The sequence below is a fragment of the Ruminiclostridium papyrosolvens C7 genome, from assembly GCF_000421965.1.
In the GTDB taxonomy this organism is placed as follows: domain Bacteria; phylum Bacillota; class Clostridia; order Acetivibrionales; family DSM-1351; genus Ruminiclostridium; species Ruminiclostridium papyrosolvens_A.
On sequence record NZ_ATAY01000022.1, the window covers coordinates 1 to 24,607 of the forward strand.

At 38.1% G+C, this 24,607-nt stretch carries 24 protein-coding genes and 2 tRNA genes; all 26 read right to left on the reverse strand.

Annotated elements, in window-relative coordinates; genetic code table 11:
- Nucleotides 1-52: 52 nt before the first annotated feature.
- The 26 genes from L323_RS27325 to L323_RS27450 all read right to left on the reverse strand — a co-directional run bounded on the left by L323_RS27325 (nucleotide 53) and on the right by L323_RS27450 (nucleotide 24,478).
- Nucleotides 53-517 (reverse strand): chemotaxis protein CheX, encoded by a 465-nt coding sequence (locus L323_RS27325; RefSeq protein WP_020814825.1) that lies wholly within the window; start codon nucleotides 515-517, stop codon nucleotides 53-55.
- A 201-nt stretch (nucleotides 518-718) separates the two neighbouring features.
- Entirely contained in the window at nucleotides 719-1,075 is a 357-nt protein-coding gene (spoVAE, locus tag L323_RS27330; protein ID WP_014314243.1) for a stage V sporulation protein AE, read from the reverse strand.
- Nucleotides 1,076-1,100: 25 nt separating this feature from the next.
- Nucleotides 1,101-2,120: a stage V sporulation protein AD gene (gene spoVAD / locus L323_RS27335; RefSeq protein ID WP_020814826.1), complete on the reverse strand. Its 1,020-nt coding sequence runs from the start codon at nucleotides 2,118-2,120 to the stop codon at nucleotides 1,101-1,103.
- Nucleotides 2,121-2,201: 81 nt separating this feature from the next.
- A complete protein-coding gene (gene spoVAC, locus L323_RS27340; RefSeq protein WP_020814827.1) occupies nucleotides 2,202-2,645 on the reverse strand; it encodes a stage V sporulation protein AC in 444 nt (147 codons plus the stop codon).
- A 103-nt stretch (nucleotides 2,646-2,748) separates the two neighbouring features.
- Complete coding sequence (locus L323_RS27345; protein ID WP_020814828.1) at nucleotides 2,749-2,937, reverse strand: hypothetical protein; 189 nt, start codon at nucleotides 2,935-2,937, stop codon at nucleotides 2,749-2,751.
- A gap of 39 nt (nucleotides 2,938-2,976) precedes the next feature.
- Nucleotides 2,977-3,726 carry an RNA polymerase sporulation sigma factor SigF gene (sigF, locus tag L323_RS27350; protein ID WP_020814829.1) on the reverse strand — a complete coding sequence of 250 codons (750 nt, stop codon included), beginning with the start codon at nucleotides 3,724-3,726 and terminating at the stop codon, nucleotides 2,977-2,979.
- A gap of 190 nt (nucleotides 3,727-3,916) precedes the next feature.
- On the reverse strand, nucleotides 3,917-4,342 hold the full coding sequence (gene spoIIAB / locus L323_RS27355; protein WP_014314248.1) for an anti-sigma F factor: 426 nt from the start codon (nucleotides 4,340-4,342) through the stop codon (nucleotides 3,917-3,919).
- Between the two features lie 37 nt (nucleotides 4,343-4,379).
- Nucleotides 4,380-4,721: an anti-sigma F factor antagonist gene (gene spoIIAA / locus L323_RS27360; RefSeq protein ID WP_020814830.1), complete on the reverse strand. Its 342-nt coding sequence runs from the start codon at nucleotides 4,719-4,721 to the stop codon at nucleotides 4,380-4,382.
- Between the two features lie 54 nt (nucleotides 4,722-4,775).
- Nucleotides 4,776-5,717, reverse strand: a complete 942-nt coding sequence (whiA, locus tag L323_RS27365) for a DNA-binding protein WhiA (protein ID WP_020814831.1) — start codon at nucleotides 5,715-5,717, stop codon at nucleotides 4,776-4,778.
- A gap of 19 nt (nucleotides 5,718-5,736) precedes the next feature.
- Nucleotides 5,737-7,728, reverse strand: coding sequence for an amylo-alpha-1,6-glucosidase (locus L323_RS27370; RefSeq protein ID WP_031341880.1), 1,992 nt, complete (start codon nucleotides 7,726-7,728; stop codon nucleotides 5,737-5,739).
- A 4-nt stretch (nucleotides 7,729-7,732) separates the two neighbouring features.
- Nucleotides 7,733-9,037: a gluconeogenesis factor YvcK family protein gene (locus L323_RS27375; RefSeq protein ID WP_020814833.1), complete on the reverse strand. Its 1,305-nt coding sequence runs from the start codon at nucleotides 9,035-9,037 to the stop codon at nucleotides 7,733-7,735.
- Complete coding sequence (gene rapZ, locus L323_RS27380) at nucleotides 9,034-9,909, reverse strand: RNase adapter RapZ (protein ID WP_020814834.1); 876 nt, start codon at nucleotides 9,907-9,909, stop codon at nucleotides 9,034-9,036. Before rapZ ends, L323_RS27375 begins: the two co-directional genes overlap by 4 nt.
- 36 nt (nucleotides 9,910-9,945) lie before the next feature.
- Nucleotides 9,946-10,890, reverse strand: a complete 945-nt coding sequence (murB, locus tag L323_RS27385) for a UDP-N-acetylmuramate dehydrogenase (protein ID WP_020814835.1) — start codon at nucleotides 10,888-10,890, stop codon at nucleotides 9,946-9,948.
- 2 nt (nucleotides 10,891-10,892) lie between these two features.
- Complete coding sequence (locus L323_RS27390) at nucleotides 10,893-11,615, reverse strand: phosphatase (protein ID WP_020814836.1); 723 nt, start codon at nucleotides 11,613-11,615, stop codon at nucleotides 10,893-10,895.
- 34 nt (nucleotides 11,616-11,649) lie between these two features.
- Entirely contained in the window at nucleotides 11,650-12,576 is a 927-nt protein-coding gene (gene hprK, locus L323_RS27395; RefSeq protein ID WP_020814837.1) for an HPr(Ser) kinase/phosphatase, read from the reverse strand.
- Nucleotides 12,577-12,750: 174 nt separating this feature from the next.
- Entirely contained in the window at nucleotides 12,751-15,192 is a 2,442-nt protein-coding gene (locus tag L323_RS27400; RefSeq protein WP_020814838.1) for a sodium-translocating pyrophosphatase, read from the reverse strand.
- A 172-nt stretch (nucleotides 15,193-15,364) separates the two neighbouring features.
- Nucleotides 15,365-15,438 (reverse strand) — tRNA-Gly (locus L323_RS27405).
- A 6-nt stretch (nucleotides 15,439-15,444) separates the two neighbouring features.
- A tRNA-Gly gene (locus L323_RS27410) sits at nucleotides 15,445-15,519 on the reverse strand.
- Between the two features lie 76 nt (nucleotides 15,520-15,595).
- A complete protein-coding gene (locus L323_RS27415; RefSeq protein ID WP_020814839.1) occupies nucleotides 15,596-16,321 on the reverse strand; it encodes a DUF554 domain-containing protein in 726 nt (241 codons plus the stop codon).
- 10 nt (nucleotides 16,322-16,331) lie between these two features.
- On the reverse strand, nucleotides 16,332-17,678 hold the full coding sequence (locus L323_RS27420; protein WP_020814840.1) for a CCA tRNA nucleotidyltransferase: 1,347 nt from the start codon (nucleotides 17,676-17,678) through the stop codon (nucleotides 16,332-16,334).
- Nucleotides 17,679-17,766: 88 nt separating this feature from the next.
- The gene (locus L323_RS27425; protein WP_020814841.1) at nucleotides 17,767-18,141 is read right to left on the reverse strand and encodes a hypothetical protein; all 375 of its coding nucleotides are present in this window, start codon (nucleotides 18,139-18,141) and stop codon (nucleotides 17,767-17,769) included.
- A 347-nt stretch (nucleotides 18,142-18,488) separates the two neighbouring features.
- Complete coding sequence (locus L323_RS27430; RefSeq protein ID WP_020814842.1) at nucleotides 18,489-19,352, reverse strand: TerC/Alx family metal homeostasis membrane protein; 864 nt, start codon at nucleotides 19,350-19,352, stop codon at nucleotides 18,489-18,491.
- A 391-nt stretch (nucleotides 19,353-19,743) separates the two neighbouring features.
- Nucleotides 19,744-21,219 (reverse strand): zinc ribbon domain-containing protein, encoded by a 1,476-nt coding sequence (locus tag L323_RS27435; RefSeq protein WP_020814843.1) that lies wholly within the window; start codon nucleotides 21,217-21,219, stop codon nucleotides 19,744-19,746.
- Nucleotides 21,220-21,234: 15 nt separating this feature from the next.
- Nucleotides 21,235-22,407 (reverse strand): SpoIIE family protein phosphatase, encoded by a 1,173-nt coding sequence (locus tag L323_RS27440; protein WP_020814844.1) that lies wholly within the window; start codon nucleotides 22,405-22,407, stop codon nucleotides 21,235-21,237.
- Nucleotides 22,407-24,131 (reverse strand): [Fe-Fe] hydrogenase large subunit C-terminal domain-containing protein, encoded by a 1,725-nt coding sequence (locus tag L323_RS27445; RefSeq protein WP_020814845.1) that lies wholly within the window; start codon nucleotides 24,129-24,131, stop codon nucleotides 22,407-22,409. Before L323_RS27445 ends, L323_RS27440 begins: the two co-directional genes overlap by 1 nt.
- A gap of 86 nt (nucleotides 24,132-24,217) precedes the next feature.
- Nucleotides 24,218-24,478, reverse strand: coding sequence for a (2Fe-2S) ferredoxin domain-containing protein (locus L323_RS27450; protein WP_020814846.1), 261 nt, complete (start codon nucleotides 24,476-24,478; stop codon nucleotides 24,218-24,220).
- Between the last annotated feature and the right edge of the window lie 129 nt (nucleotides 24,479-24,607).

Sequence of the window (24,607 nt, forward strand, 5' to 3'; positions counted from 1 at the left end):
AACCATCTTTTTATTGTATGTTTATTTATTTTATCATTTTACTTATAATTTCTCAATCCTGAACGGATATATCAATCTCAAGAATCTCATTATCTGACAGATATAAAGGTATACATATTGTCTTCATTTTAGACTGTGAAATCTGCAAATTCTCACCAAGTAGCAATGAGGGAGGGGTGATTTCTATACCGATTCCTTTATTATAAAGTAAAGTGGCTGTATTCCCCAATATCATATTTGTAAGCTCGGACAGTGCGCTTTTTGATATTTCATTTAATTCGTCAACAGGCATACCCATCATCATAGCTGAAGCTATTTTAAACGCTACTTCCTTGGACATTGTAAAAATAGCTTGTCCACGAATTTTACCTGTAATTCCCACAATTATAAGTATCGACTCTCCCTGATAAGGAGAATTTTTTAAAAACACTTTTCCCAACCTAGCATCAACGTTCACAACTTGTTTAAGAACTGTCTGGCTTGCTTCAATAAATGGGTTTATATACTCTATGTTCATAATTCATCCACCTTGTTTTTATGTATTGTTCTTCTACATTCCAAATTTCGTTGATGAGTATAAAAAAATCTTCTTCAATTATAAACAATTTCAAGGTAAAATTCCATATATTTTTTTAAAAAGTAAAAAAAGAAGAATATTTAGCTCATCAAAAACTAAAAAATTACTTTAGCCTTGACCTTAAATATTCCTCTAATATGTTTATTTTTTTGCTTTCGGTTTAAATATTGCAGCCATCATAAACCCAAAAAATACAGCTGCAGCAAGTCCCGCTGCACCTGCTTTGAATCCTCCTGTAAATGCTCCCAGTAATCCTGTTTCATCCACATCCCTGAAAACACCTTTTGCCAGATTATAGCCAAATCCGGTAAGAGGAATAGTGGCCCCCGCTCCTCCTATATCAACTATTTTTTGATATATCCCCAGGGATGCCAGCACTACCCCGGCTACTACATAAACTACCAATATACGTGCAGATGTCAATTTTGTCTTGTCTATCAGTATTTGACCAATTGCGCAAATTATTCCACCGACTATAAAAGCACTCAAGTAAGTCATTATTTCACCTCATTATTTTAACTTGTTAGTTTAATGTTCTGTGAATAGCCACAGCATGTGCTATACCCGGTATGGATTCCTTTTGCTGAGAACTTATAGGACTCATTAATGCTCCTGTAGCAACAAATAGTACTCTCTTTAAGTTCCCCTGAGTCAGCTGCTTGTAAATATGCCCTGCAAGCACCGTTGCCGAGCATGCACATCCGCTTCCTCCCGAATGAGTATCCTGGGTTTCTGCATCAAATATCATTACTCCGCAATCATTGAATCTGGATTCTATATCCAACCCGTTGGACTTCAGTATCTCCTGACAAATTTGTTTTCCGACCTTGCCCAAATCACCGGTTACAATAAGGTCATAATAATCAGGCTGTAACCCTGTATCCTTAAAGTGAGCAAATATTGTATCTGCTGCTGCCGGAGCCATAGCCGCACCCATATTATTTGCATCTGTTATTCCTAAATCAATAATTTTTCCTGTTGTAATATGCTTTATATACGGGCCGGCACCACCAGAAGAAAGTACTACCGCACCGGAACCTGTCACGGTCCACTGTGCAGTAGGAGTTCTCTGACTCCCCAATTCAAGAGGAAACCTGAACTGTTTTTCTGCTGAACAGAAATGGCTGGAAGTCATGCATACTATGTTTTCCGCAAAGCCTCCCTCAACCACTAGACTTCCAATGCTAATTGATTCTGCCATGGTTGAGCACGCACCGTATAAACCGAAAAATGGAACTTCGGTTTCCCTTAGTCCGTAGTTTGCTGCTATACACTGGTTTAGAAGATCCCCTGCCAGAACATAATCGATTTTATCATTTGTGAGCTTTGCCTTTTGAAGAACTTTTGCAAAGACCTCCCTTACAAGCTTACTTTCAGCTTTTTCCCAACTGTCCTCTCCCCATAATTCATCCGGAATAATATAATCAAAGTCGTTTTTTAAAGGGCCCTTACCTTCCTTCGGCCCTACAAATGATGCTGTAGCTTTTATTGAAGGGGGATTTTTTAAGAATACAGTCTGCTTTCCGATATGCTTTTCTGCCATGTTTGTTTTATTAGCCTCCTTTAGCCATGCTATTTCTTTATTTTCTTTCATCCGAACTTTTATGCGGATAAAAGAGGGCTATTAAGTAATAAGGTAGTGTATAATACCTGCAATTATTGATGAACAAATTCCATAAACTATTACAGGGCCTGCGACAATAAACATTTTTGCACCCATTCCAAGAACGTATCCTTCGGACTTAAATTCCATAGCAGGAGATACTACCGAGTTTGCAAATCCCGTAATCGGTACTATCGATCCTGCTCCCGCAAACTTTCCTATTTCGTCATAAACGTTAAGTCCAGTTAGAAGTGCTGCCAGAAAAATCATAATAATACTGGTTATGGAGGATACAGCATCACTGTCCAAGCCTTTGCTTTTGAGCAAATTTATAAATAGCTGTCCAATATCACATATAATACCTCCAACCAGAAAAGCCTTTAAAACATTTGTAAAAAGTTTAGATTTCGGCGAGACTTCTTCAACGTATTTTGAGTATTGATCCTTGGTAAAACTCTTTTTCATAAAAGGCCTCCCATATGAATATAAAAAAAATGAAAATGCAATTTGTTATATTTAATATACTTTGCATTTTCATTCTATTTATTATGGTAAATTTTATATTCTGTTATAATCTTAATTCAATAGGGCTTCGGTTTAATACATAAACTCCCTTGTTGTGTATTTTTTTTGAAGACGGGAAACCGGTTAGAACCAGCACAATTATTATAGCTCCCAAAATCAACGCAGCTATGACTGCAATAATAGCTTTGGTTTTATAAAAAGTCATTTTTCCTGCTTTAAAGTTGTTAATCATATTAAAATGCACCTCTTATGATGTATAAACCCTTGACCTTTAATTATTGTTTGCAATCATTTTAGATTTAATATCCCTAAGTATCTTCTTTTCAATTCTGGAAACTTGTACCTGAGAAATCCCTAGCAGTTTTGCTATCTGAACCTGTGTCTTTTCCTTAAAATATCTTAATATAATTATCTGTCGCTCTCTTGTATCCAGTGTATCCAGTATTTGCCGTATGGCAATTTTGTCAATAAGATCGACTTCACAGCTGTTATTGTCTGCTGCATCTATCCTGTCTATAAGCAATATAGGTGAATTATCTCCATCGCCTATAGTACTGTACAGAGATTCGGGAGTACATCCCGCTTCAATTGCCATGACAAGTTCTTCAGGTGAAACATTCATACGCTGAGCAATTTCATTAATTGTAGGCTCCCTGCCAAGTTCCTTACTCATAATCTCCTTGGTTATACGTGCTTTTGAGGAAACCTCCTTTAGTGATCTGCTTACTTTTATTATTCCGTCATCTCTGATAAATCTTTTTATCTCACCGATTATCATAGGAACAGCATATGTAGAAAATTTGACATCATAAGATGTATCAAACTTGTTTATTGCTTTGATTAACCCAATGCTTCCTATTTGAAATAAATCGTCAACTTCATATCCTCTGTTCTGAAATCTCTTAACAATGCTCCATACAAGGCCTACATTCTTTTCAACCAGAACGGATTGGGCTTGTTTGTCGCCAGCCTTGGCCTTTATTATAAGAGTTAAAACAGCATCATCTGATGTTTCCTTCATATTTTCTGCCTAAACCTTTCTGTCACATATTTTGCCTGTCGCAGGCCGTATCTTATTACTTCGGGGAATGAAATCTTGTATAGTCTAATTATTAGCTGTAATATATATTTTTATACATAAATTCTAATTATTTACATCTAAAAGTAAAAATCTTCAACCCCCGACATTATTTCTATTCTTAAAATATTAATTAAGATTTTAATTTTTTAAACATTGTGACAGTTGTACCCATATTGGGTTCAGAAACTATTTCGACGCTGTCCATAAAACTCTCCATAACTGTAAAACCCATTCCTGAGCGTTCCATGTCCGGCTTTGAAGTGTAAAGAGGCTGGCGTGCCAGCTCAATGTCTTCTATTCCTTTTCCTTTATCTGATATGATTATCTGAATACCTTCGTCATATAGTCTGCAAATCATTTCTACTGTTCCTGAAGAATCTTCATATCCATGTATTATGGCATTTGTCACAGCCTCGGAAACAGCCGTTTTTATATCCGCCAATTCCTCTACCGTAGGGTCAAGCTGGGACGCAAATGCCGCAGCAACAACTCTTCCAAAGGATTCATTATTGGATTTACTCATAAATTCAAGCTTCATCTCATTAACCAGTTGCATTTTTCTTCCTCACTCTCTTTAACATGATGTTACAATATTAACCGCACATGCTTGAAATAGCTGTATCCAAACTGTTGTACACAGGAATAATCTTTAACACGCCAGACATCTCAAATATTCGCAATATTTTTGGATTTGCATTTACGATAGCCGCCTTACCGTTCAACTTGCATACATTTTTGTACCTACCTACAACAACCCCTATACCGGAGCTGTCCATGAAGTTTACATTGGTAAAATCAAATACAATATTTTTTATAGTTGCCTTTGTTATCTCACTGTCTATCTTTTGTCTGAGATACTGTGCAGAATGATGGTCCATATCTTCCATTATTCTTACAACAAGGGTTGTCCCTTTTTTTGAAAGTTTAACATCCAAACCTGTTTCCTCCTATTTGTTTATTCACAGTATCAATTCTATATTTCCCTGATTTTACCTTTTGTTATTTTTTCTAATCTCATCAGCTATTTCATCAAGCTTTCTCAATCTGTGGTTTACTCCTGATTTTCCAAGTTTTGGGTGAAGCATTTCTCCTAGCTCTTTAAGGCTTGCATCACTGAATTCCAGCCTTACGTCTGCAATCTCTGCAAGGTTTTCGGGGAGCTTGTCTATTCCTATTGTGGATTGAATATACTTTATATTTTCTATTTGTCTAATGGAAGCATTTACGGTTTTCTCAAGATTGGCCGTTTCGCAGTTCACTATCCTGTTTACACTGTTTCTCATATCTTTTAGTATTCTTACGTTTTCCAGTTCCATAAGGGCTGTGTGTGCACCGATGATATTAAGGAAATCCACTATCTGCTCTCCTTCTTTTATATAAGCCACAAAGCTACCCTTGCGTTTGATTATCTTTGTGTTTATATCATAATCATCCAGCAAATCTTTTATAATTTCGGCAGACATAATATTGTGTGTTGCTATTTCCAGATGATATGTCTTTTCAGGATCGCTTATTGAACCTCCTGAAAGAAAAGCTGCCCTCAAAAAGCTTTTTCTGCAGCACACCTTTTCAAGTGTACTTGCAGTTGGAATATATTCATCCTCAGAGAAAGCGCTTATTCCAAAGTCATACAGTATTCTGTTTATCATCTGGTTCGGTACCAGCGTAAGAGAATACGATACATGCTTTTTGAGTTTGCTGCTTCTTCTGATAGTAACCTCCGGGCAAATGCCGTATATTCTCCGGAATATTGAATATATTCTTCTTGCAAAAGCAGCGTTCTCAGTGACCACTTTTGTATTTCTTAATACTTTTTCATGGGAAAAGAGGTTACCTGTAAGGATAACCCCTAAAATTTCGGATTTCATGCAACATTCCTCATGTAGCTCAACCCTGCAAAGCTCATCTTTTACTATAGTTGAAAAAGACACTTAACAACACTCCCGAACACTAATAATTTATTCTTTGGCCAAGCTGGTCAATACCTATGTCTTCAACAGCAGCCCTCAATATCTCGGAAACACTCCATGCCTGTGCAAAGCATCCTCTGGGATAGTGTGGATTGTCCCCGTCAAATATTTCTGAAATACTACCCAATCCACCGTTTTTAACATGATCCGAAAACGGATTTATAAATTCCAGCGCACTTCGTCGTGCCTGCTCTGTTCCACCCTTTATGTGAATATATGCTTTTATAAACCTTCCCAGAAGCCATGTCCAGACTGTACCCTGATGGTATGCACCGTCTCTTTCAAGCTGGTTTCCGCAATAAACGCCCTTGTATCCACTGTTAGTAACTGATAAGGACCTGAGCCCATAAGGCGTGTATAGCTCTTCCCATACCTTATTAAGGATTTTTTCAGCCCTCTGTCCGTCAATAACCGGATAGGAAAGCCCTATGGCCAGAATCTGGTTTGGCCTGATATCTGAATTTTTCCCTTCCGAATTAATTACATCATACAAACACTGGTCCTTCTCATTCCAGAACTCCCTCTGAAAGGACTCCTTCGTTTTGGAGGCTATAGACGAATAGATGTCAATATCTCCAAATCTTTCAGAAAGACCGGACATAATCGTTAAAGCATTATACCATAACGCATTTATTTCTACGGCTTTTCCGTGACGAGGCGTGACTACCCAGTCTCCTACCTTAGCATCCATCCATGTGAGCTGTGTATTTTCACTACCTGCCGTTACAAGGCCTTCATCCGACATTTTAATGTCATAAATGGTGCCATTCACAAATCCACTACATATGTCCTTGAGACAGCCGTATATATTATTCTGAATAAAATTATAGTCCTCTGTGTAAGAAAGATAACTGTTAACAGCCTCAAAATACCATAAGGCAGCGTCTACACTATTATAGGCCGGTTCTTCCCCGTCATCGGGAAACATATTTGGTATAAGCCCATGGTTAACATACTTTGAGAATGTCAACAATATATCCTTTGCATCGCCATACCTGCCCGTTGCCAATGTAAGGCCACTGAAGGCAATCATAGTATCACGGCCCCAGTCTGTAAACCATGGATACCCTGCTATAACCGTCTTTGATTTTGTCGATTTCCTGTATACAATGAAGCTATCGGCAGCAAGTACCAGCCTTCTGCATAGCTCATTCTGAAGACCGGCCCGGTCCAGAAGCTCTTTTAATCTTTCTTCTTCAGATTGTATAACCCGTGATGCATTTATACTTTCAAGGTCATATTTTTCAGTTGTTGCAATAAATGAAACTGTTTTTGTTTCCCACGGTTTAACTTTAATGCTGAAGCAGCCCGGTATAAAATGGTCTTCAGTATAGTCCAAACCCCGTTCCCTCTCGATTTCATAAAGCATGTCATAAAAAAAGCAGTCATTGTAGCTTTTAAATTCTCCGCCATCAACCAGAAACCTGATTTCCGATTCTCCGTCTCCTGATATCCGGATTACATTTGCTTCATGTTTTATGCCGAATTTTAAATGACTGCTTTTACTGGTATAATGGTGGTCTCTGTTGTTTATAAGGGGGGTCAGCTTAAAAACCGCTTCCTTATGGCCATTTCGTACCTCATACTGTACAATTACGGTATTATCTCCCTGTTTCATTGATACTTTCTTCTTTACAAAAATATCTTTATAAGAATAAACGAATTCCGGAAGATAATTATATTCAACCCTTTGCAGATGTGTATAGCCGTTATTTATATATCCGCTGCCTGTTTGAAAGGAGCTGAAAGATACGGTAATTCCATCTTCAAAGCTCATGTCTTCGAGAATATTAGAGAGATAAAGCTGCCTTTTGGTTGGAGGCACTGATGCAGAAACCAGTAAGCCGTGGTATCTTCTGTTATTGGAACATATCAGTGACAATGATGAATAACCTCCGATGCCGTTTGTGATTAACCATTCTCTTTGACAGCCTTGCTGGTAGCTGTACCAGCAGCTTTTTCCAAAGTCCATGTTATCAGCCTCCGATTTTATTGATTCTATCTTTTGCATAATAATAGTCAAGTATTCTGTCTCCGTCATTTGCCAACACAAGCTCGGTTACCAGTTCCATAATATTTTTTGCCAGCTTGTTAGAATCATGTCTTACATAGCCATTATTAATACTCTTAAAATCTCCGGTAATTATCTCAATCCCCATTTTCTTAACTACGTCAAAGTCAACCTTGACAAGCTCAGCTCCGTCTTTGCTATATCTTTCCGTCATTTCTTCAGGAATTGTTGATGTATTTACAATACAGTAATCAATCAAGCCCCTGTGAGAATGTTTTTCTATTGCTTTTATATGATCACTCAATTTGTAGCCTTGAGTTTCACCCGGCTGTGTCATTACATTACATACGTATACTATAACAGCCCTTGTTTTGCCCAAGGCATCACATACTCCGTCAACCAAAAGATTCGGTATTATGCTTGTATAAAGGCTTCCAGGGCCCAATACAACAATATCCGCTTCCATAATGGCTTCGATTGCTTCATTCAAAGGCTTAACCTTTGTCTGATTCAGGAAAACCCGGTTTATTCTGGATTTGTCACTTTCACTTCTGTGGCCTATGTTAAACTCCCCAAGGATTGTGTTTCCATTATCTGTTTCGGCACATAACCTGACATCTTCAAGAGTAATAGGCAATACTGTTCCTGTTACCGCCAGAACATCACTCATTTTTTTCACAGCCTCTTCAAAGCTGTCTGAAATACCATCCATTGCAGCTAGAAACAGGTTCCCGAAGCTCTGTCCTTTTAACATTCCATCCTGAAATCTGTATTGAAGCAGTTTTTGCATTATAGGCTCCGTATTCGCCAATGCAAGGATACAGTTTCTTATATCACCCGGAGGTAACATTCCCAAATCCTCCCTCAATACCCCGGAACCGCCTCCATCATCGGCTACAGTAACCAATGCAGTAAGATTTGGCGAATACTGTTTAAGTCCTCTCAACATTGTAGAAAGGCCTGTACCGCCTCCTATTGTCACTATTTTAGGCCCCTTGACCGAAAATTTTTTCTCATGGAGAAGGCTGCTTATATCCTGTCCGTTCATTAACTTACCTGCAAAATTTTTCACAAGAAGTCTGAAAGCCGCAAAAACGCCTGCAAGACCCAAAAATGCCAAAGTAGCCATTTCAATAATGTATGGAATTCCCTTATCATAGTTATATATGGTAAATAAGATACTGAAACATATTAAGGCTATACCTGCTGAAAGTAACGCTATCCACCTTTTGATTCTGGCACCAGGCTTCATCCAACTGAACCGACTCATTTTCCAACCCCTTTACCGTCTTTCTCTATATCCCTGTGTTCAATAACCACCCTATGCAATTTTTCTTCCAGTCTTCTATATATTTCATCCGCTATTGCAACCGACCTGTGTCTTCCACCTGTACAACCTATTCCGATGTCCAACTGGGATTTTCCCTCTTTTATATAGTTTGGAATCAAGAAATCCAGCATATTGTCCAGCTTTGCTATAAACTCCTTTGTTTCGGAAGCATTTAGTACGAATTCCTTGACCATCTGATCCTTTCCTGTCTGCATCTTCATAGGAGCTATATAATATGGATTAGGTATAAACCTGACATCAAAAACAAGGTCGCAATCTGTTGGAATCCCATATTTGAATCCAAAGGATACCACATTGATTACTATCCCTTTAAAAGTCTTGCCTTCCAGAAATATACCGTTTATCTCCTGTTTAAGTTGTCTGGTTACCAGAGTTGATGTATCTATTATATAGTTTGCATTTGATTTTATGGTCTGGAGTGCCTTTCTTTCTTCCCTGATTCCCTTAATAAGACGGCCTTCCGGTGCCAGGGGATGCTGTCTTCTGCTTTCCTTATATCTTTTTACAAGAACATCGTCATCTGCTTCAAGGAAAAGTATTTCATAGCTGAAACCCGATTCCTTGACCTCTGCCAAAGCAGGGAAAAGGTCGTGTAAAAGTTCACCGCCTCTGATATCTATAACCAGAGCGATTTTTTCCATTTTTCCCTCACTCTGGGCACTGATTTCGGCAAATTTGGGAATCAGTGCTGGAGGAAGGTTATCAACACAGAAAAATCCTATATCCTCTAAATATTTGGTAACAAGGCTTTTGCCCGCACCTGACATTCCCGTTACTATTACAAATCTCATCCTAATCCCCCAAATCTTTTGTATGTGTAAGCTTTATCAGTTAAAGTCTCCTATAATCCTTAGTTCAGGCTCTAACTGAACTCCAAATTTCTCATCAACCGTATTCTGTATGTGCTTTATCAAGGCTAAAACATCACTACATGTAGCGCCTCCCCGATTTATTATGAAGCCGCTGTGTTTGTCTGATATTTGTGCCCCTCCAATCCCAAAACCTCTAAGTCCGCTATCGTCAATAAGCTTGCCCACAAAATATCCCTGGGGCCTTTTGAAGACACTCCCAGCACTGGGCCATTCCAAAGGCTGTTTATCCCTCCGTTTAAAATTGAACTCATCCATTTTTTCTTTTATTTTTAAACTGTCACCCTTCTGCAGCTTTAATCTTGTTTTGAGAACTATCCCTTTTGATTTCTGTATGATACTGTTTCTATAGGAAAAACAATGTTCATCCCCGGTTATCGTTATGATATTTCCCTCCCGGTCCATGTATTCGGTCTGGTGAACAACCATACACATTTCACCGATATAGGCTCCTGCATTCATAGTTACGGCTCCGCCTACAGTACCCGGGATTCCTTCTGCAAATTCCAGCCCTGTAAGGGAATATTCAAGTGCCAGCTTAGATGCCTTTGAAACAAGTATTCCTGCTTCAAGCTCGATTGTATCATTGTCAACCTTGAAGGCTGCCATATTGTCATATATTTTAATTACTACGCCCCTGATTCCCATGTCTGACACCAGCAGATTGGTACCGTTTCCCATAACCATAAATGGTACATTGGATTTTATGCACTCTCTTATAATATTTACCAGCTGAATGCTGTTTTTGGGATAAGTCATTATATCAGCAGGCCCACCTATTTTAAAGGAGGTATGATTAGCCATAGGTTCATTAACTGATACTCCGTCCTTTCCGGTAACAGAAACTAGTTTCTGAACAAACTCCTCAATCTGTAATATAACGCATTCCTCCTTCTCTAGCATATCTATTTTTCAATACGTTTTTTCCTTTCGGAGAGATAATTTTCCATCTTCTCAACAGAAGTAGTAACAACCAAGTCTTCCGGCATCTCCACTTCCTTTAAAATCTTCATGACATTATCAAACCTGCCAATATTAAAGCTTATGTGAGAGTCTGTCCCTGTTGTTATCCTTACACCATATTTTTTACACATTCGTGCTATTTCCCTGCAATTCCCTTCACTTCCCTTGCGCACATTAAAGGAATGATTGTTCAGTTCAATAAGCTTGCCGTAATCCTTAGCCGTTTTAACAACCTTTTCAATGTCTATTTGGAATTGAGGATTTCCCGGATGAGCAAAAATATCTATATATGGATTTTTTAATATTTCAATGGCTGCATTGGTATGATTTTCAATCGTAGAAGGTTCTATACAGATATCATGAAAGCTGGCCAGAACCAGCTCCAACTTTTTTAAATATCTTTCCGGTAAATCAACCGTACCATTATAATCCGTTATATTCAATTCTACACCACGAACAATCCTTACCCCATACAATATATCCGGTATGATTTCAAGATTCCCGAAATGATAGAGAAATGGAGCCCCCTTCATTGCAGGACCGTGATCGGAAATATTAATCATGCGAATTCCATTTGTATAAGCCTCTTTTGCGTTTTCCTGAACTGTACTGTATGCGTGTCCGCTTGAAACTGTATGTGTGTGTGTATCAACTGCTATATTCAATGGTTCTACCTCCCCAACCGGGTTTTAAATGTATTTATATATCTTTATTTATATTTCCCAGTACTCTTTCACTAAGAGCTTTTGCTGCATTGTATCCCATTTTTTTCTGTCTGTTGTTCATGGCAGCTACCTCAACTATAATTGCCAGATTTCTTCCGGGACTGACAGGAATATTGAGACAAGGCACTGCAAGACCCAATATTTCGGTAAATTCATCTTCAAGACCAAGTCTGTCATATATTTTCTTATCGTTCCAATGTTCAAGCTTTATTACAAGGTTTATATTCTCTGTCATTTTAACGGAGCCTACGCCATAAAGGTTTTTTACATCAAGAATACCTATACCTCTTATCTCTATAAAGTGACGTATTATATCAGGAGCAGTACCTACTAGAGTTTTATCCGAAACCTTTCTGACTTCGACATTATCATCGGCTACAAGCCTGTGTCCCCTTTTTACCAGTTCCAGAGCTATTTCACTTTTTCCAACTCCGCTTTCTCCCAGTATCAGTATACCTTCACCGTATACTTCTACAAGCACGCCGTGCATACTTGTTCTTGGTGCAAGCTGAAGATTCAGATATCTTATGACACCGCTCATAAATCTGGATGTTACATCATCTGTCCTTAAAACAGGAATACTATATTTACGGCCCACTTCTATCATTTCAGGGAAAACTCCTAATCCTCTTGCTACAACCATACACGGAAATCCGCATTTAAAGAAGTTATCCAGTCTCTTATACCGTTCTTCCTCTGTTAGCTGCATTAAGTAGGCAGTTTCACCTTTACCAATTATCTGCATTCTATCTGTTCCAAAATACTCCATATATCCGGCAAGCTGTAATCCCGGCCTATTTACATCGGCTGATGAAATTTCCACATTCTCGTAGTCCGGGGTCCCGGTTAATTCTTCAAGCTGAAACTCTTCCATTATCTCTCTTATGGTTACAGAAAACATCTGAAACACCTCAATTCGTTGTATATTAGGCTAACACAATGCACCTGTTTTCTTCTTTAAGATACATACCTTATTATTATATTATAATGGAGATAAAAAGGAAATGGGCTGGAGCAAAACTGATGCTTTGACCGCATAATTCGGCCAAAGCACCAACTGTATTTATGTTCTCCTCTAGTTTTTCCTGTTTATCCTCATTCTATAGAAGGATCTCCATACAAAAAATAATGCACATGCCAAAAATACTATCCCCACATAAGGTGCAACATTCTTGAAGGTGTCTGAGATAGCTATTTCCATTGCCAGCAGACCAAAAAGGGTAGTAAATTTGATTATTGGGTTAAGAGACACAGAAGAAGTATCCTTAAATGGGTCTCCTACGGTATCTCCTACTACCGTGGCATCATGAAGAGACGTACCCTTCTGCTGTAAATCCACTTCAACCACCTTTTTAGCATTATCCCAGCACCCTCCGGCATTTGCCATAAAAATAGCCTGATACAGACCGAAAACCGCTATAGACATAAGATATGACACAAAAAGCGCTACCGAATCATTTCCTGATTTTGGAGAAGACAAAAATGCAAACGCCAATGAAAAAGAGAAAATTGCCACAAAAATATTAAGCATTCCTTTTTGTGCGTATTGTGTACAAATTTTTACAACCTCTTTAGATTTCTCGACTGCTGCTTTTGAACTGGCATCCTCATCCAGCTGTATATTTTTCTTTATATATTCTACTGTCCTGTAAGCACCCGTTGAAACAGCCTGAGTAGAAGCTCCCGTAAACCAGAAGATTACAGCTCCCCCACAGAGAAAACCAATAATAGTGAAAGGATTAAGGAGGTTTAATATTTCCTCCGGCTTAACTCCAAGAGTGTCCTTAATCACAAGTATCAGTGAAAAAATCATTGTTGTGGCTCCGACTACTGCGGTGCCTATCAATACGGGTTTTGCTGTTGCCTTGAAGGTATTGCCCGCACCGTCATTGGCCTCCAGATAATATTTTGCTTTTTCAAAATCAGGTGTAAAGCCGAAGTCTTTTTCTATCTCGGAGTCAATTTCAGGTATAGATTCTATTAATGATAGCTCATATATAGATTGGGCATTATCCGCAACAGGCCCATAGCTGTCAACTGCAATGGTAACAGGCCCCATACCTAAAAATCCAAATGCCACCAACCCGAAAGCGAATATTGAAGGGTAGCTCATTACATCAGCCAACCCCATTCTGCTTGCAATATAGGCTACGAACATCAGAACAATAAAAACCATGCCCTTCCAGAAGGCACTGAAATTACCTGCCACAAGTCCTGAAAGGATATTAAGGGATGGTCCTCCTTCTTTGGAGGCTGTGACGGTTTCCTTTACATGAACAGATTTGGGACTTGTAAATATCTTTGTAAACTCAGGAATAAGCGCAGCTCCCAGAGTTCCGCAGCTTATTATTAATGATAAGACAAGCCATAGTCCGTCGGAAGTATCATTTGTTAATGTTCCCGGGCCTATCATAAGGAAGCTTGCCAGAAAGGTTGCTATTATTGAAAGAAATGAAGTAATCCAGACGAGGCTTGTCAGAGGCTTTTCAAAATCAATATTTTCACTTTTTCCGAATCTGATTTTACTGAGTATTTTGTTTATATAAAAAGATGCTATTGAAGTGATTATCATGACAATACGCATTGTAAATATCCATATGAGCATATGACTTTGAAGATTGCCTGTTACAGCCAGTATAATAAATGTTATCAGCGCCACTCCTGTGACTCCGTATGTCTCAAAGCCGTCCGCTGTAGGGCCTACGCTGTCCCCCGCATTATCACCTGTGCAATCTGCTATAACACCCGGATTTCTTGGATCGTCCTCCTTGATTTTAAAAACAATTTTCATAAGATCAGATCCTATATCAGCTATCTTGGTAAAAATACCTCCTGCTATACGCAACACGCTGGCTCCCAGGGATTCACCTATTGCAAATCCTATAAAGCTTGCACCTGCCAGTTTACAGGGAACAAACCTCAGAATTATAAGCATCATAACAAGTTCAACACAAATTAGGATTACACCTATACTCATTCCCGAATCAAGAGGGATAAAGAGCAACTTCAAGGGTTTTCTTTTCAAGGAGGAAAAAGCCATTCTGCTGTTCGCCATGGTGTTCATCCTTATACCATACCATGCAACACTGTACGAACCCAAAATGCCTATTACAGTAAAGCACAGTATCAGAGCTACTCCACCCGCTCCCTTATCCTGCAGGAAACCAAAGTAGAATGCTATACATACTCCAATAAAAATGAACAGTAATGCCAGAAATTTCCCTTGCTGTATCAGATAGGTTCTGCAGGTCTGGTAAATGGTATCTGCAACGTCCAACATACTTTTATGTGCAGCATTTTTTTTTATCTTCAGGTATTGAAAGACTCCGAATAACATACCCAACAAACATACCAGTATTCCTATGTAGAGAATATTGTTCTGTGAAGAGGTTAGCGGCGGAGTTTTGAGATCTGCCTCCCCTGCAAAAACAGAAATAGGTGATAAAGTAACCATTAGTGAACTTATTAATAATACTCTCAATACTTTCTTCCACAACGTTTTATGCTGTGAATACATATTTCCTCCTTTTTCCCATAAAGGTTAAAAAATTCTATATACTATTTTATAGGCTATGTATTCTCAACATTCGGATTTTTATGAATTTCTTGCTGAAATAGCTCGTACAAGCTTATCTATTGTTGACAAAATAAAAAAAGAACTGTTTTCTAAGAAAACAGTTCTTTTTTTATGGAGCGGGTGATGGGAATCGAACCCACGCAATCAGCTTGGAAGGCTGATGTTCTACCATTGAACTACACCCGCAAATAGTGGAGCGGGTTACGAGATTTGAACTCGCGACTTTCACCTTGGCAAGGTGACACTCTACCGCTGAGTTAAACCCGCATCACTGACTGCAAGAGATATTATACCGAGCAGCAACTGATTTGTCAACCCGTTTATTTAAAAAAAGTAATTTTTTCTACATAAAAATTCTTATTATATAGTAAAGAACAGGTATGAAAACAGCCGGAAGTAAATTTCCTACATTTATTTTCTTAATCTCCAAAAGATTAATACCTATTGCAAATATTAATACTCCTCCTATAAGCGACATCTGAGAAATTACAGCATCTGAAAGCCATGGTTTTATTACTCCCGATAGCATGGTTATTCCACCCTGATAAACAAATACAGGTATAGCCGAAAACGCGACACCTATACCCAGTGTTGAAGCAAATACCACGGACGTAACTCCATCAAGAACAGATTTTGCAAATAATGTTGAAGGGTTCCCGGAAAGACCGTCTTCCAGAGCCCCAACTATAGCCATTGCACCTACACAGAAAACAAGGCTTGCAGTAACAAAGCCGTCTGAAAAAGAGACTCCTTTGTCAGGAATCCTTTTTTGAAACCATGCTCCCAAATTTTCAAGCCTTTTTTCTATTTTCAGGAACTCACCGACCAGACCACCTATTACCAAGCTGAAAATCATAAGCATTATATACTGCCTGTCCAACTTATTGCCATTGACTATGGTCACCATTTCCTTAATTGTACCCGATATTCCTATAAAAACCACTGAAAGGCCTATCGCCTGCATTACAATCTTTTTATACCTTTCAGGTATCCCATTTTTAAGTACTGTCCCTGCCAATCCCCCAACTATTACAGCACCTGCATTTACAATTGTACCAATTCCATTCATAACCTCTCCCCTACTTCATACGCTTCTTGGCAAGTTCCAATAATTTTTGTTTTTCATTAAGCTCCGGACATTCCAATACACAATCGCATAAATAATCCAGCATTTCTCGTATTTCTATGCCGGGTTTCATTCCAAGCAACAGTATCAGGTCATCTCCGTTGACAGCCATGTCTTTTTTGTTCAAACACTGCTGTTCACTTTTTATATCTGAATAAATCTTCTCTATTTTAATCCATTTTATAATCCGTTCCGGAAGAAAATCCGGATTCTGGGCCATTTTATCGGCCTTCTGAACCTTCAGCAATAAGGGAAACAACTCGTCGCCGATTTTATTTACTGCCTTTCTTATAGATTTGGGAGTATCCTCTATATCCATATCGTGGTATTTTACAAGCAAAACAATCTTTTTTATTGATTCCTTGTCAAATCTCAACCGATTAAGTACTTTTTCCGCAATTTGACTGCTTACTGCCTGATGCCCGTAAAAATGATCTATTCCTTTTGCATCGGTTGTTTTTCTTGGTGGTTTACCCATATCATGCAGAAGCATTGTCCACCTGAGAATATGATCATTATCAATACTTTTTACCGCATACATTGTGTGGTCTGCTACATTGTAAACATGATAAGGATTTACCTGTTCAGTTTTATAGCACCTTTCAAACTCAGGAAGAATGTATGGCAGTAGACCCGTCTGGTGCAGATAGTTAAAATGTAAAGGATTCTCTGATACCAACGTTTTATTCAGCTCATCCCTTATCCTCTCACTGCTGATATTGGCTATAAGTGCAGAATTGTTTTTTATAGCTTCAAATGTAACTTCTTCAATGGAAAACCCCAGCTGTGCACTGAATCTTATTGCCCGCATCATACGCAAAGCATCTTCCCGGAACCTCTGCTCCGGGTCACCAACTGCTTTTATCACATGCTTTTTTAAATCCTGTAAACCGCCGAAAAAGTCAACCAGACCGTGCTCCGGATGATATGCCATGGCATTAATAGTAAAATCCCTTCTTGCCAAATCCTCCCTAAGACTGGATGTAAACTCAACCTTTTCCGGCCGACGAAAATCTTTATAATCTCCATCTATCCTATATGTTGTAACTTCCAGACTCATTTCTCCTGAAAGTACAGTAACTGTACCATGCTTTATCCCTGTATCATAGGTTTTGTCAAATAATTTCTTTATATCAGCAGGTAATGCATTTGTTGTTATGTCCCAATCGTAGGGCGCCTTGCAAAGGATGCTATCTCTTACACAACCACCCACAAAATAAGCTTCGTATCCGGCTTCGTTAAGCTTTTTTATAACACATCCCGCATTTTCGGGGAACTCAAATTTTTCACATAAATTCATACATATACCTTTTTAACGTATTTTAATATATTAATAGTAATTGTATCACAATATTCAATTTCTGATACATAATAACTTATGCATTGCTTCATATGCTATTATGTACAAAAGCTGTTACGGCTTCAAGAGGAATCTCAGCTACTGAGCCAAGTGTGCGATTGTATGGGCATAGAGTACAGAACAGCAAATTAACATCTTTGCCGCAGCAAGCGTTTCCTAAAGAACATTGGGGCGGTGCTGACGGCAGTATTAACAGTTTTAAGTATGAGTCCGTCTGAAGCAGCAAAACCCCTGTAAAGCCGTTCCCGGCAGCTCCTCCCGAATTTACAAATACCGTTACCGTCTGTCCCTCATATTCACCGTAGTTTATATGTTGTTTTTTTATACATGGACTTTTTTCAGGAACTATAATTTGAACGTTTTCTGATTTACCCTTACTCTTCTTTCTTCGGATTAAACTCATTTATACCTCCGTATACCTTAAAGAGATTTATATTTTATTATATTTTCTTTAACGTATAATGCTAATCAAATATTAAATGATGTGTAACACAATTTATATGCAATGAATACTATGTTATTAGCCATTTAGTTACCAAGCTAAAAAGTTTAACATTAATCTTTGGAGGGAGTTGTATACCTATGTCTGACAAAAAAGGTTTCTTTGGTGGATGTAACTGTATCGACGAAAGAGTAATTTGGGCTCTTGTTATTATCTTTATTATCAGTTGCTGTTGCGGAAATAAGCATGACTGCTAATGAAAATGGCCTAAGGAGCTACATAAGCTTCTTAGGCCATTTTAAGCTTTTTTAAAGGTCTACTCTTTTAAGCTCAATTTCTTTTTTCTTCTTATCCTCGCTCTTTGACTTAAATACTGAGAATATTACGCTGGCTATCAATATTGTAAATATGGTAAGCAGTGAGTAAAGTATCGGTATTTCAAGTTCAAAGAACAAAATGCCAAGTTTTACACCTGTAAATACAAGTATAAGTGCTACACCGTATTTCACATACTTGAATCTTTCCTGCAATGCTCCAAGAACAAAATATAAGCTCCTGAGTCCCAATATGGCGAATATATTTGATGTATAAACTATAAACGGGTCAGTTGATATTGAGAATATGGCAGGTATTGAATCTATTGCAAACAGGATATCCGAGGATTCAATAAGTACAAGTATTGCCAGCAGAGGAGTTGCATATTTCTTACCATTTTCTACGATAAAAAATTTCTCTTCATGCATCTTGTCTGTCATTGGCAAAAACTTACCCATTATCTTTAATACTTTATTCTCCTTGTGATCCACAGGTTTTTCGTGACCAAACATCATCTTGCAGCCGCTTATTATCAATATTACTCCGAAGATATACAGAATGAAGTGAATCTTGTTAACAAGAGTTATTCCCAGAACTATAAATATCAGTCTTAAAACTATAGCTCCAAATATTCCATAGTTCAAAACTCTTCTCTGATAAGCCGGCGGTATTCCAAAGCTTGAAAATAAGATAAGGAACAGGAACAGGTTATCAACGCTGAGACTTAATTCAATAACATACCCGCCAAGGAATTGTGATGCTTTGGCAGGGCCCTCAATCAGTAGAATTCCGATATTAAATACTATGGCTAGTGCCATCCAGAATCCAACCCATTTCAGTGCTTTTTTAGTAGACATTTTTTACCCCCTAGTTAGTTTTTATTTAATATTGCCAGTCTATATACACTTCATACAATTTACTGGAGATATATATAAACAAAAAGACCCTGAATGTATATAAGCATTACATTCAAGGTCTTGCTTCCCATATGGAGAATAAAGCCAGGCTCTTTTTTAAAGCCGGTTGTTGACTTTATCGCTTACAAGCTACTCCCCTTTACTTTAAATGTAGTTTATCAAAGTATGAGTATTTAGTCAATAATTTATCCATAAAGTTACATTTAAAGAGGCCGCCTGCAGAAATATACATAGCTGCAAACGGCCCCTTAAACTAGATAGCTGCACTTTTTTATATGTTTTAACATATAAGCTTACTCTGTAAGCAATGTGCGGCAGCAAAAGCACAAGATTAAATAATTTCTATATTTGAAAAATCACTTTTAACTAATTTATCAAGAATACTTTTTATATCCTTAAAATTCAGCTTTGAGTTAATATAGTTATCCTCTTTTTTCTCCAGTAATCTCTTTACCTCTTCCTTCAGCCGTTCGTATGGATTTTCATTTTTGTGAACAAACATATCCAAACCAATAAGTTCATTATTAAGATACATACCTTCGGTTGTCTTTCTAGCCTTTAACTTGAAGGTAGTCTTTTCATACTTTATAAGTTTTACAGCAAGATTTCTGCTGCCAAGTTCATCCATACTATAGCTGGCTCCACAGGTTGTGCAGATAAACATGGTTTCCGAAAACCTGTTTTTTCTGGTGTTGCTTCCGCATACACAGCAGGTATGGAAAATATCGACAGAACTTACTTTTGCAGGAACAGGCAGTCCCTTTTGCGGAAGCTTGTATTCCAGCACCCTTACAAGGTCATTGTACATTTTACAACCATATGCAGGTTTATGTACAGTCCCTTCTTCCCTCCAGCTGAGTTTGTCACCCTTTCCCACAAGATTCTGAAGAATTACCATTGATTTGTTTTTAAAAGCTATATCTGCTATAGTGTTTGCCATCTTGCATATAATTTGTTTTCTATCATTTGTATTTCGGCAGTTTTCAAGACTTCCCTTTTTAACTGAGTTTCCTTTTTCATCTACAATTGTGTAATTAATATCATTCCTGATACCCCTGCTGACACCCATAAACGTTGTAGTTTGTATTTCCTGCTCCTCGGGAAGATTTATACTCATGCTTAGAAAGTACTCGTTATTCTTGCTCAACAGGCGTGCCGTTCTAAGTATTTCAGGCCTGTCAATAGCCTGTCTAAGCATATTTTCCTGCCATTTTCCGAATGAAAGGGGAACTATTATGAAGGTTTCCCTTTTTAAACTTTTGGCAGGCTCGGGATTTTTTGATATATATACAAGTTCTCTTTTATTAGCGGATATTTTACGTACCTTGGCATTTTTTATATTCATCAGAAACAATTTAGCAAAGTACGTGTTGCTGTCAGGATCGTAAAGCAAGCAAAAACTTCTTTTTGTATCATACCTGCAAAAATAAATAGGTCTCAGCTTTTCCTGTACCTGAGCATTATCCTGCTTGAAATTCGGAAACACCATGTCGTGCTTTGTTTGCTTCTGAACAAAATAACTTGCCAGCGTCATACCAAAGTCAAGCTTCAAAGAGTCCTTGAAAGGCTGAACATCAAACTTGTTCAATTCGTTTGATATTTTACTGTCTATCCATTTTGAAAGTGACAGTGTACTATAAGTCCCCTTAGGGGATTTATAATTACTTTCAATTTCATCTATATTATCAAAAGCAGTTCTTAATAAATAATTAAATGCATTACTATAATTTTCAAATGCTTTTTGTATAATTTCACGTTTAAGCTTACCGGGTTTATGAAGTTTTAAATGTATTGTCCTGAGACCCAAGAAAGCTCCCCCTCCCTAGCAATACTCTATACTGATATGTTTTCCCGTATGTGTAAGTAATGCGGCCAGTTCTTCCACCAGCTTGAATTTCATTCCCATATTAAGTGGAAATTCAGGATTCTGGTGTGCCGGATTCATTGCCCTTCCAACAAAGAAATATATACTGGTGCTCTCCTCAAGGAGCATTTTTGCCAGCCTTGAAGCACCATCCTTTTTATTAAGCTTCAGCATATCTCCCATACCGCTCTCAGGTGATACGCAGGCTTTAAGCAAATCAAGTGTTTTTCTAAGGGTCAGTACTCCTTCTGTAGTCAGGTTAATACCTTCTATCTCTGCCGTAGGAGGAACCGCAGGATTAAAGTATTCTATAGAGGTCTTAATTTCCTTCCCCAAAACTCTGGCAACAATCTGAGACGTAGTACCGCCGCAAATAACTTTTTTCCCTTCGTTTCCTATAAATCGGGATACAATCTCCTCATCCCGTGCAGAATCCACAGGCGGCCCGATCATCAGATTCAGCTTCACAGGTTTTTTTGCTTTAAGAGTAACAACTGTAGTGTCATCGCCGGGTTCATGGGAATAAAGGTTGTCACAGGCTGCCAACAAGAGTTTTGCAAGTGTCTTTGAGGACGCATCCTTTTTATAGGTCTTTTGTATATACTCACTGACATTATCCCACTGCCAACCCAGATTTAGGGTCTGGCCTATTCCCGCATGGATAACACCGTCGCTTATCATTACAAACAAGTCATCAGGACTGACTTTGAACCTGGCTTCTTTTATCAGTTTGTCATTAACAACCCTGCTTTCTGTCTCCAGGCTCATTATCTTGCCCTTTCGAAGCCTAACTACAGACGGATTATCGAATTCGGCCAAGTATCCTTCACCGTTGTTGAATATCTGTATTATAGAGAAAGTTGAATATGCAACCCCTCTCTCCTTGCAAACAGGAAGGGTTTTTGCAACCGTATTAACAGCCTCTTCTATATCCAGACCATTTGACATAATCGTTCCTATAATCTTAGAAGTAAGCGTTGCAAGTATATTTGCCTTCACACCGCTTCCCAGACCATCAGCCAAAACAACTACCACTGAATCAGGGCTTCTGATTATTTCAACCTTGTCTCCGCATAATTCTTCCCTATATTTATTTATACTTTCGTAACTTACATCAATATACAGGCTCACTATAATTCACCCATCTCTGACATAATGGATTTTTTTAGCTTGGTTAAAGCCACCTTTGTTTCGGCAGTAGTTTCACCAAGAAGACTGGCGATCTCCTGAGCCACTGTCATTTGTTTTTCCATAATTTTTTGAGCAATATCTATATTCTGAGAACGACTTTCCAGAATTTTTTGCCTCTGGGCCTCCTCTTTAGTAATATCATTTATTATAACTATAACAGTATTATGCTGTTTTACGTTTATAATGGACTGTTTTACCACCATACCATAACTTTCGTAAACATATTTCTCATCATACACATTTTCTGCACCTTCCAACACCTGTTCAAACTCATCACAGGGAAGTATTTCTGAAATACTTCTTCCATTCATGTTTCTGGCTCCGAGGTTGAACATCTGCTGGGCAGACTTATTAAGCTCCTGAATTTTAAGACCCTCATCCAGCGCAAAAATTGCATATGGTGTATAATTTATGATAATGTTTGAAATAGACTCAGCCCTTTCCCTCATATATGGCAGACACATATGAACCTGTGCTTTACCGTGAAATACGGCTGTAGCCTTTTCCCTGCAGGAGTGATAACCGCACGCCCCGCAGTTGAGCTCTTTGTCCTTGCTGAATTTTCCAATACTATTTAATATACCTTGTATTACTGCCTCTGACGGTACTTCCAGCTTTTTTGACCTGTCAACAAATTTCTTTGATAAGTCAACCTTGGTCAAAGCCATTACAGAATTAGTCAAACCCGTATCCGTTTGAATCCCTGTTCTTTTAGCATAGTTCAAAAGTCTCTCTCTTGCAGTAAGGAATCCTCCCGGTACATTTTTCATACACGGGCCCCCCAAGCAGCCTCCCTTACAACTGCTCATTTCAATGAAATAATTTTCTATGTCACCCTCTACTATGGATTGAAGAACATCCATGCATCGTTCAACACCGTCTACACTAATGGATCTGTAGTTCTTTTTATATTTTCTGTCAATAGTTTTTAAGATTCCGCCGGGTACGGGGTATATTCTCGCTGACGTATCAAAGCTCTTTATACCATCAACGATTTCATTTGACTCGTAAAGGCCTTCTTCTTCAAACCACTTGTCCAAATCATCAAAAGTTACTACCGCATCAATTTGACTACCGTTTTGAAGATCATTAAATTCTTCTTTCTTTGAAATACAAGGTCCTATAAATACTACTCTGATTCTTTGTCCATATGTTTCCCTGAGCATTTTAGCATGGGCTATCATGGGAGAAACCACCGGAGCAAGCTGTTCCAACAGCTGAGGGTAATATTTTTCTATAAGTAATATTATTGATGAGCAGCAGCTGGTTATGATATTTTTCATTTTCTTCTGCTTCAAAAGATTTTCATACTGCCTTGATACCTGATAAGCACCATTGGCTGTTCCTTCTATGTGTGTAAATCCGAGCTTTTTCAGGGCATAATAAACCCACTTTTCATCATGGTCAAATGCAGAAATAAATGAAGGTGCAAGACTTACATATACTTTTTCACGCTTCTGTATAAATTTTTTGACTTTTTCAACATCGCTGTTAACGCTTTTTGCATTCTGAGGACATACCGTAAGGCAATTTCCGCAGAGCATGCATTCGTCATGTATGATTTCAGCCTGATCATTCTTGAATGCAATTGCGTTTACAGGGCAGCTTCGTATACATTTATAACAGTTTTTACAGTTCGCTTCTTTAAATTGAATTACGCTCATAAAGTCGCCTCCATAGCCCTGACGGCTCTTATGCAGTTATTAGTATATTCTGCCTGTCGTCCTGGTGTAAATTGTAATAATTTACACTATCCCTTCTTGCCTTCAATTGTGTTAATTACTTTCTCTGTAAAGAAACTTTCAGCACTTATTACGCCTACATCTCCATAAAAAGTATCGCCTATTTTAACGCAAACACCTGTTGTGCAATGCCCCATACAAAAGGATGCCTTTAATTCAACTTTGCTTTCAAGATTATTTTCCTTAATCATTCTTTGAAAGCAGTTGATTATCTGATAAGACCCCTTGAGATGGCAGGAACTACCAACGCAAACATATATATCAAGCATATATTCCACCGCCTATGTTTGTTAAACAAATAACAATATAATTGTAAATTATATATTTTTTTATGTCAAATCCATTTAGTTACTAAAAATCTAATTATATATATGAAGGTCTTTAAATTAAGCTTATGG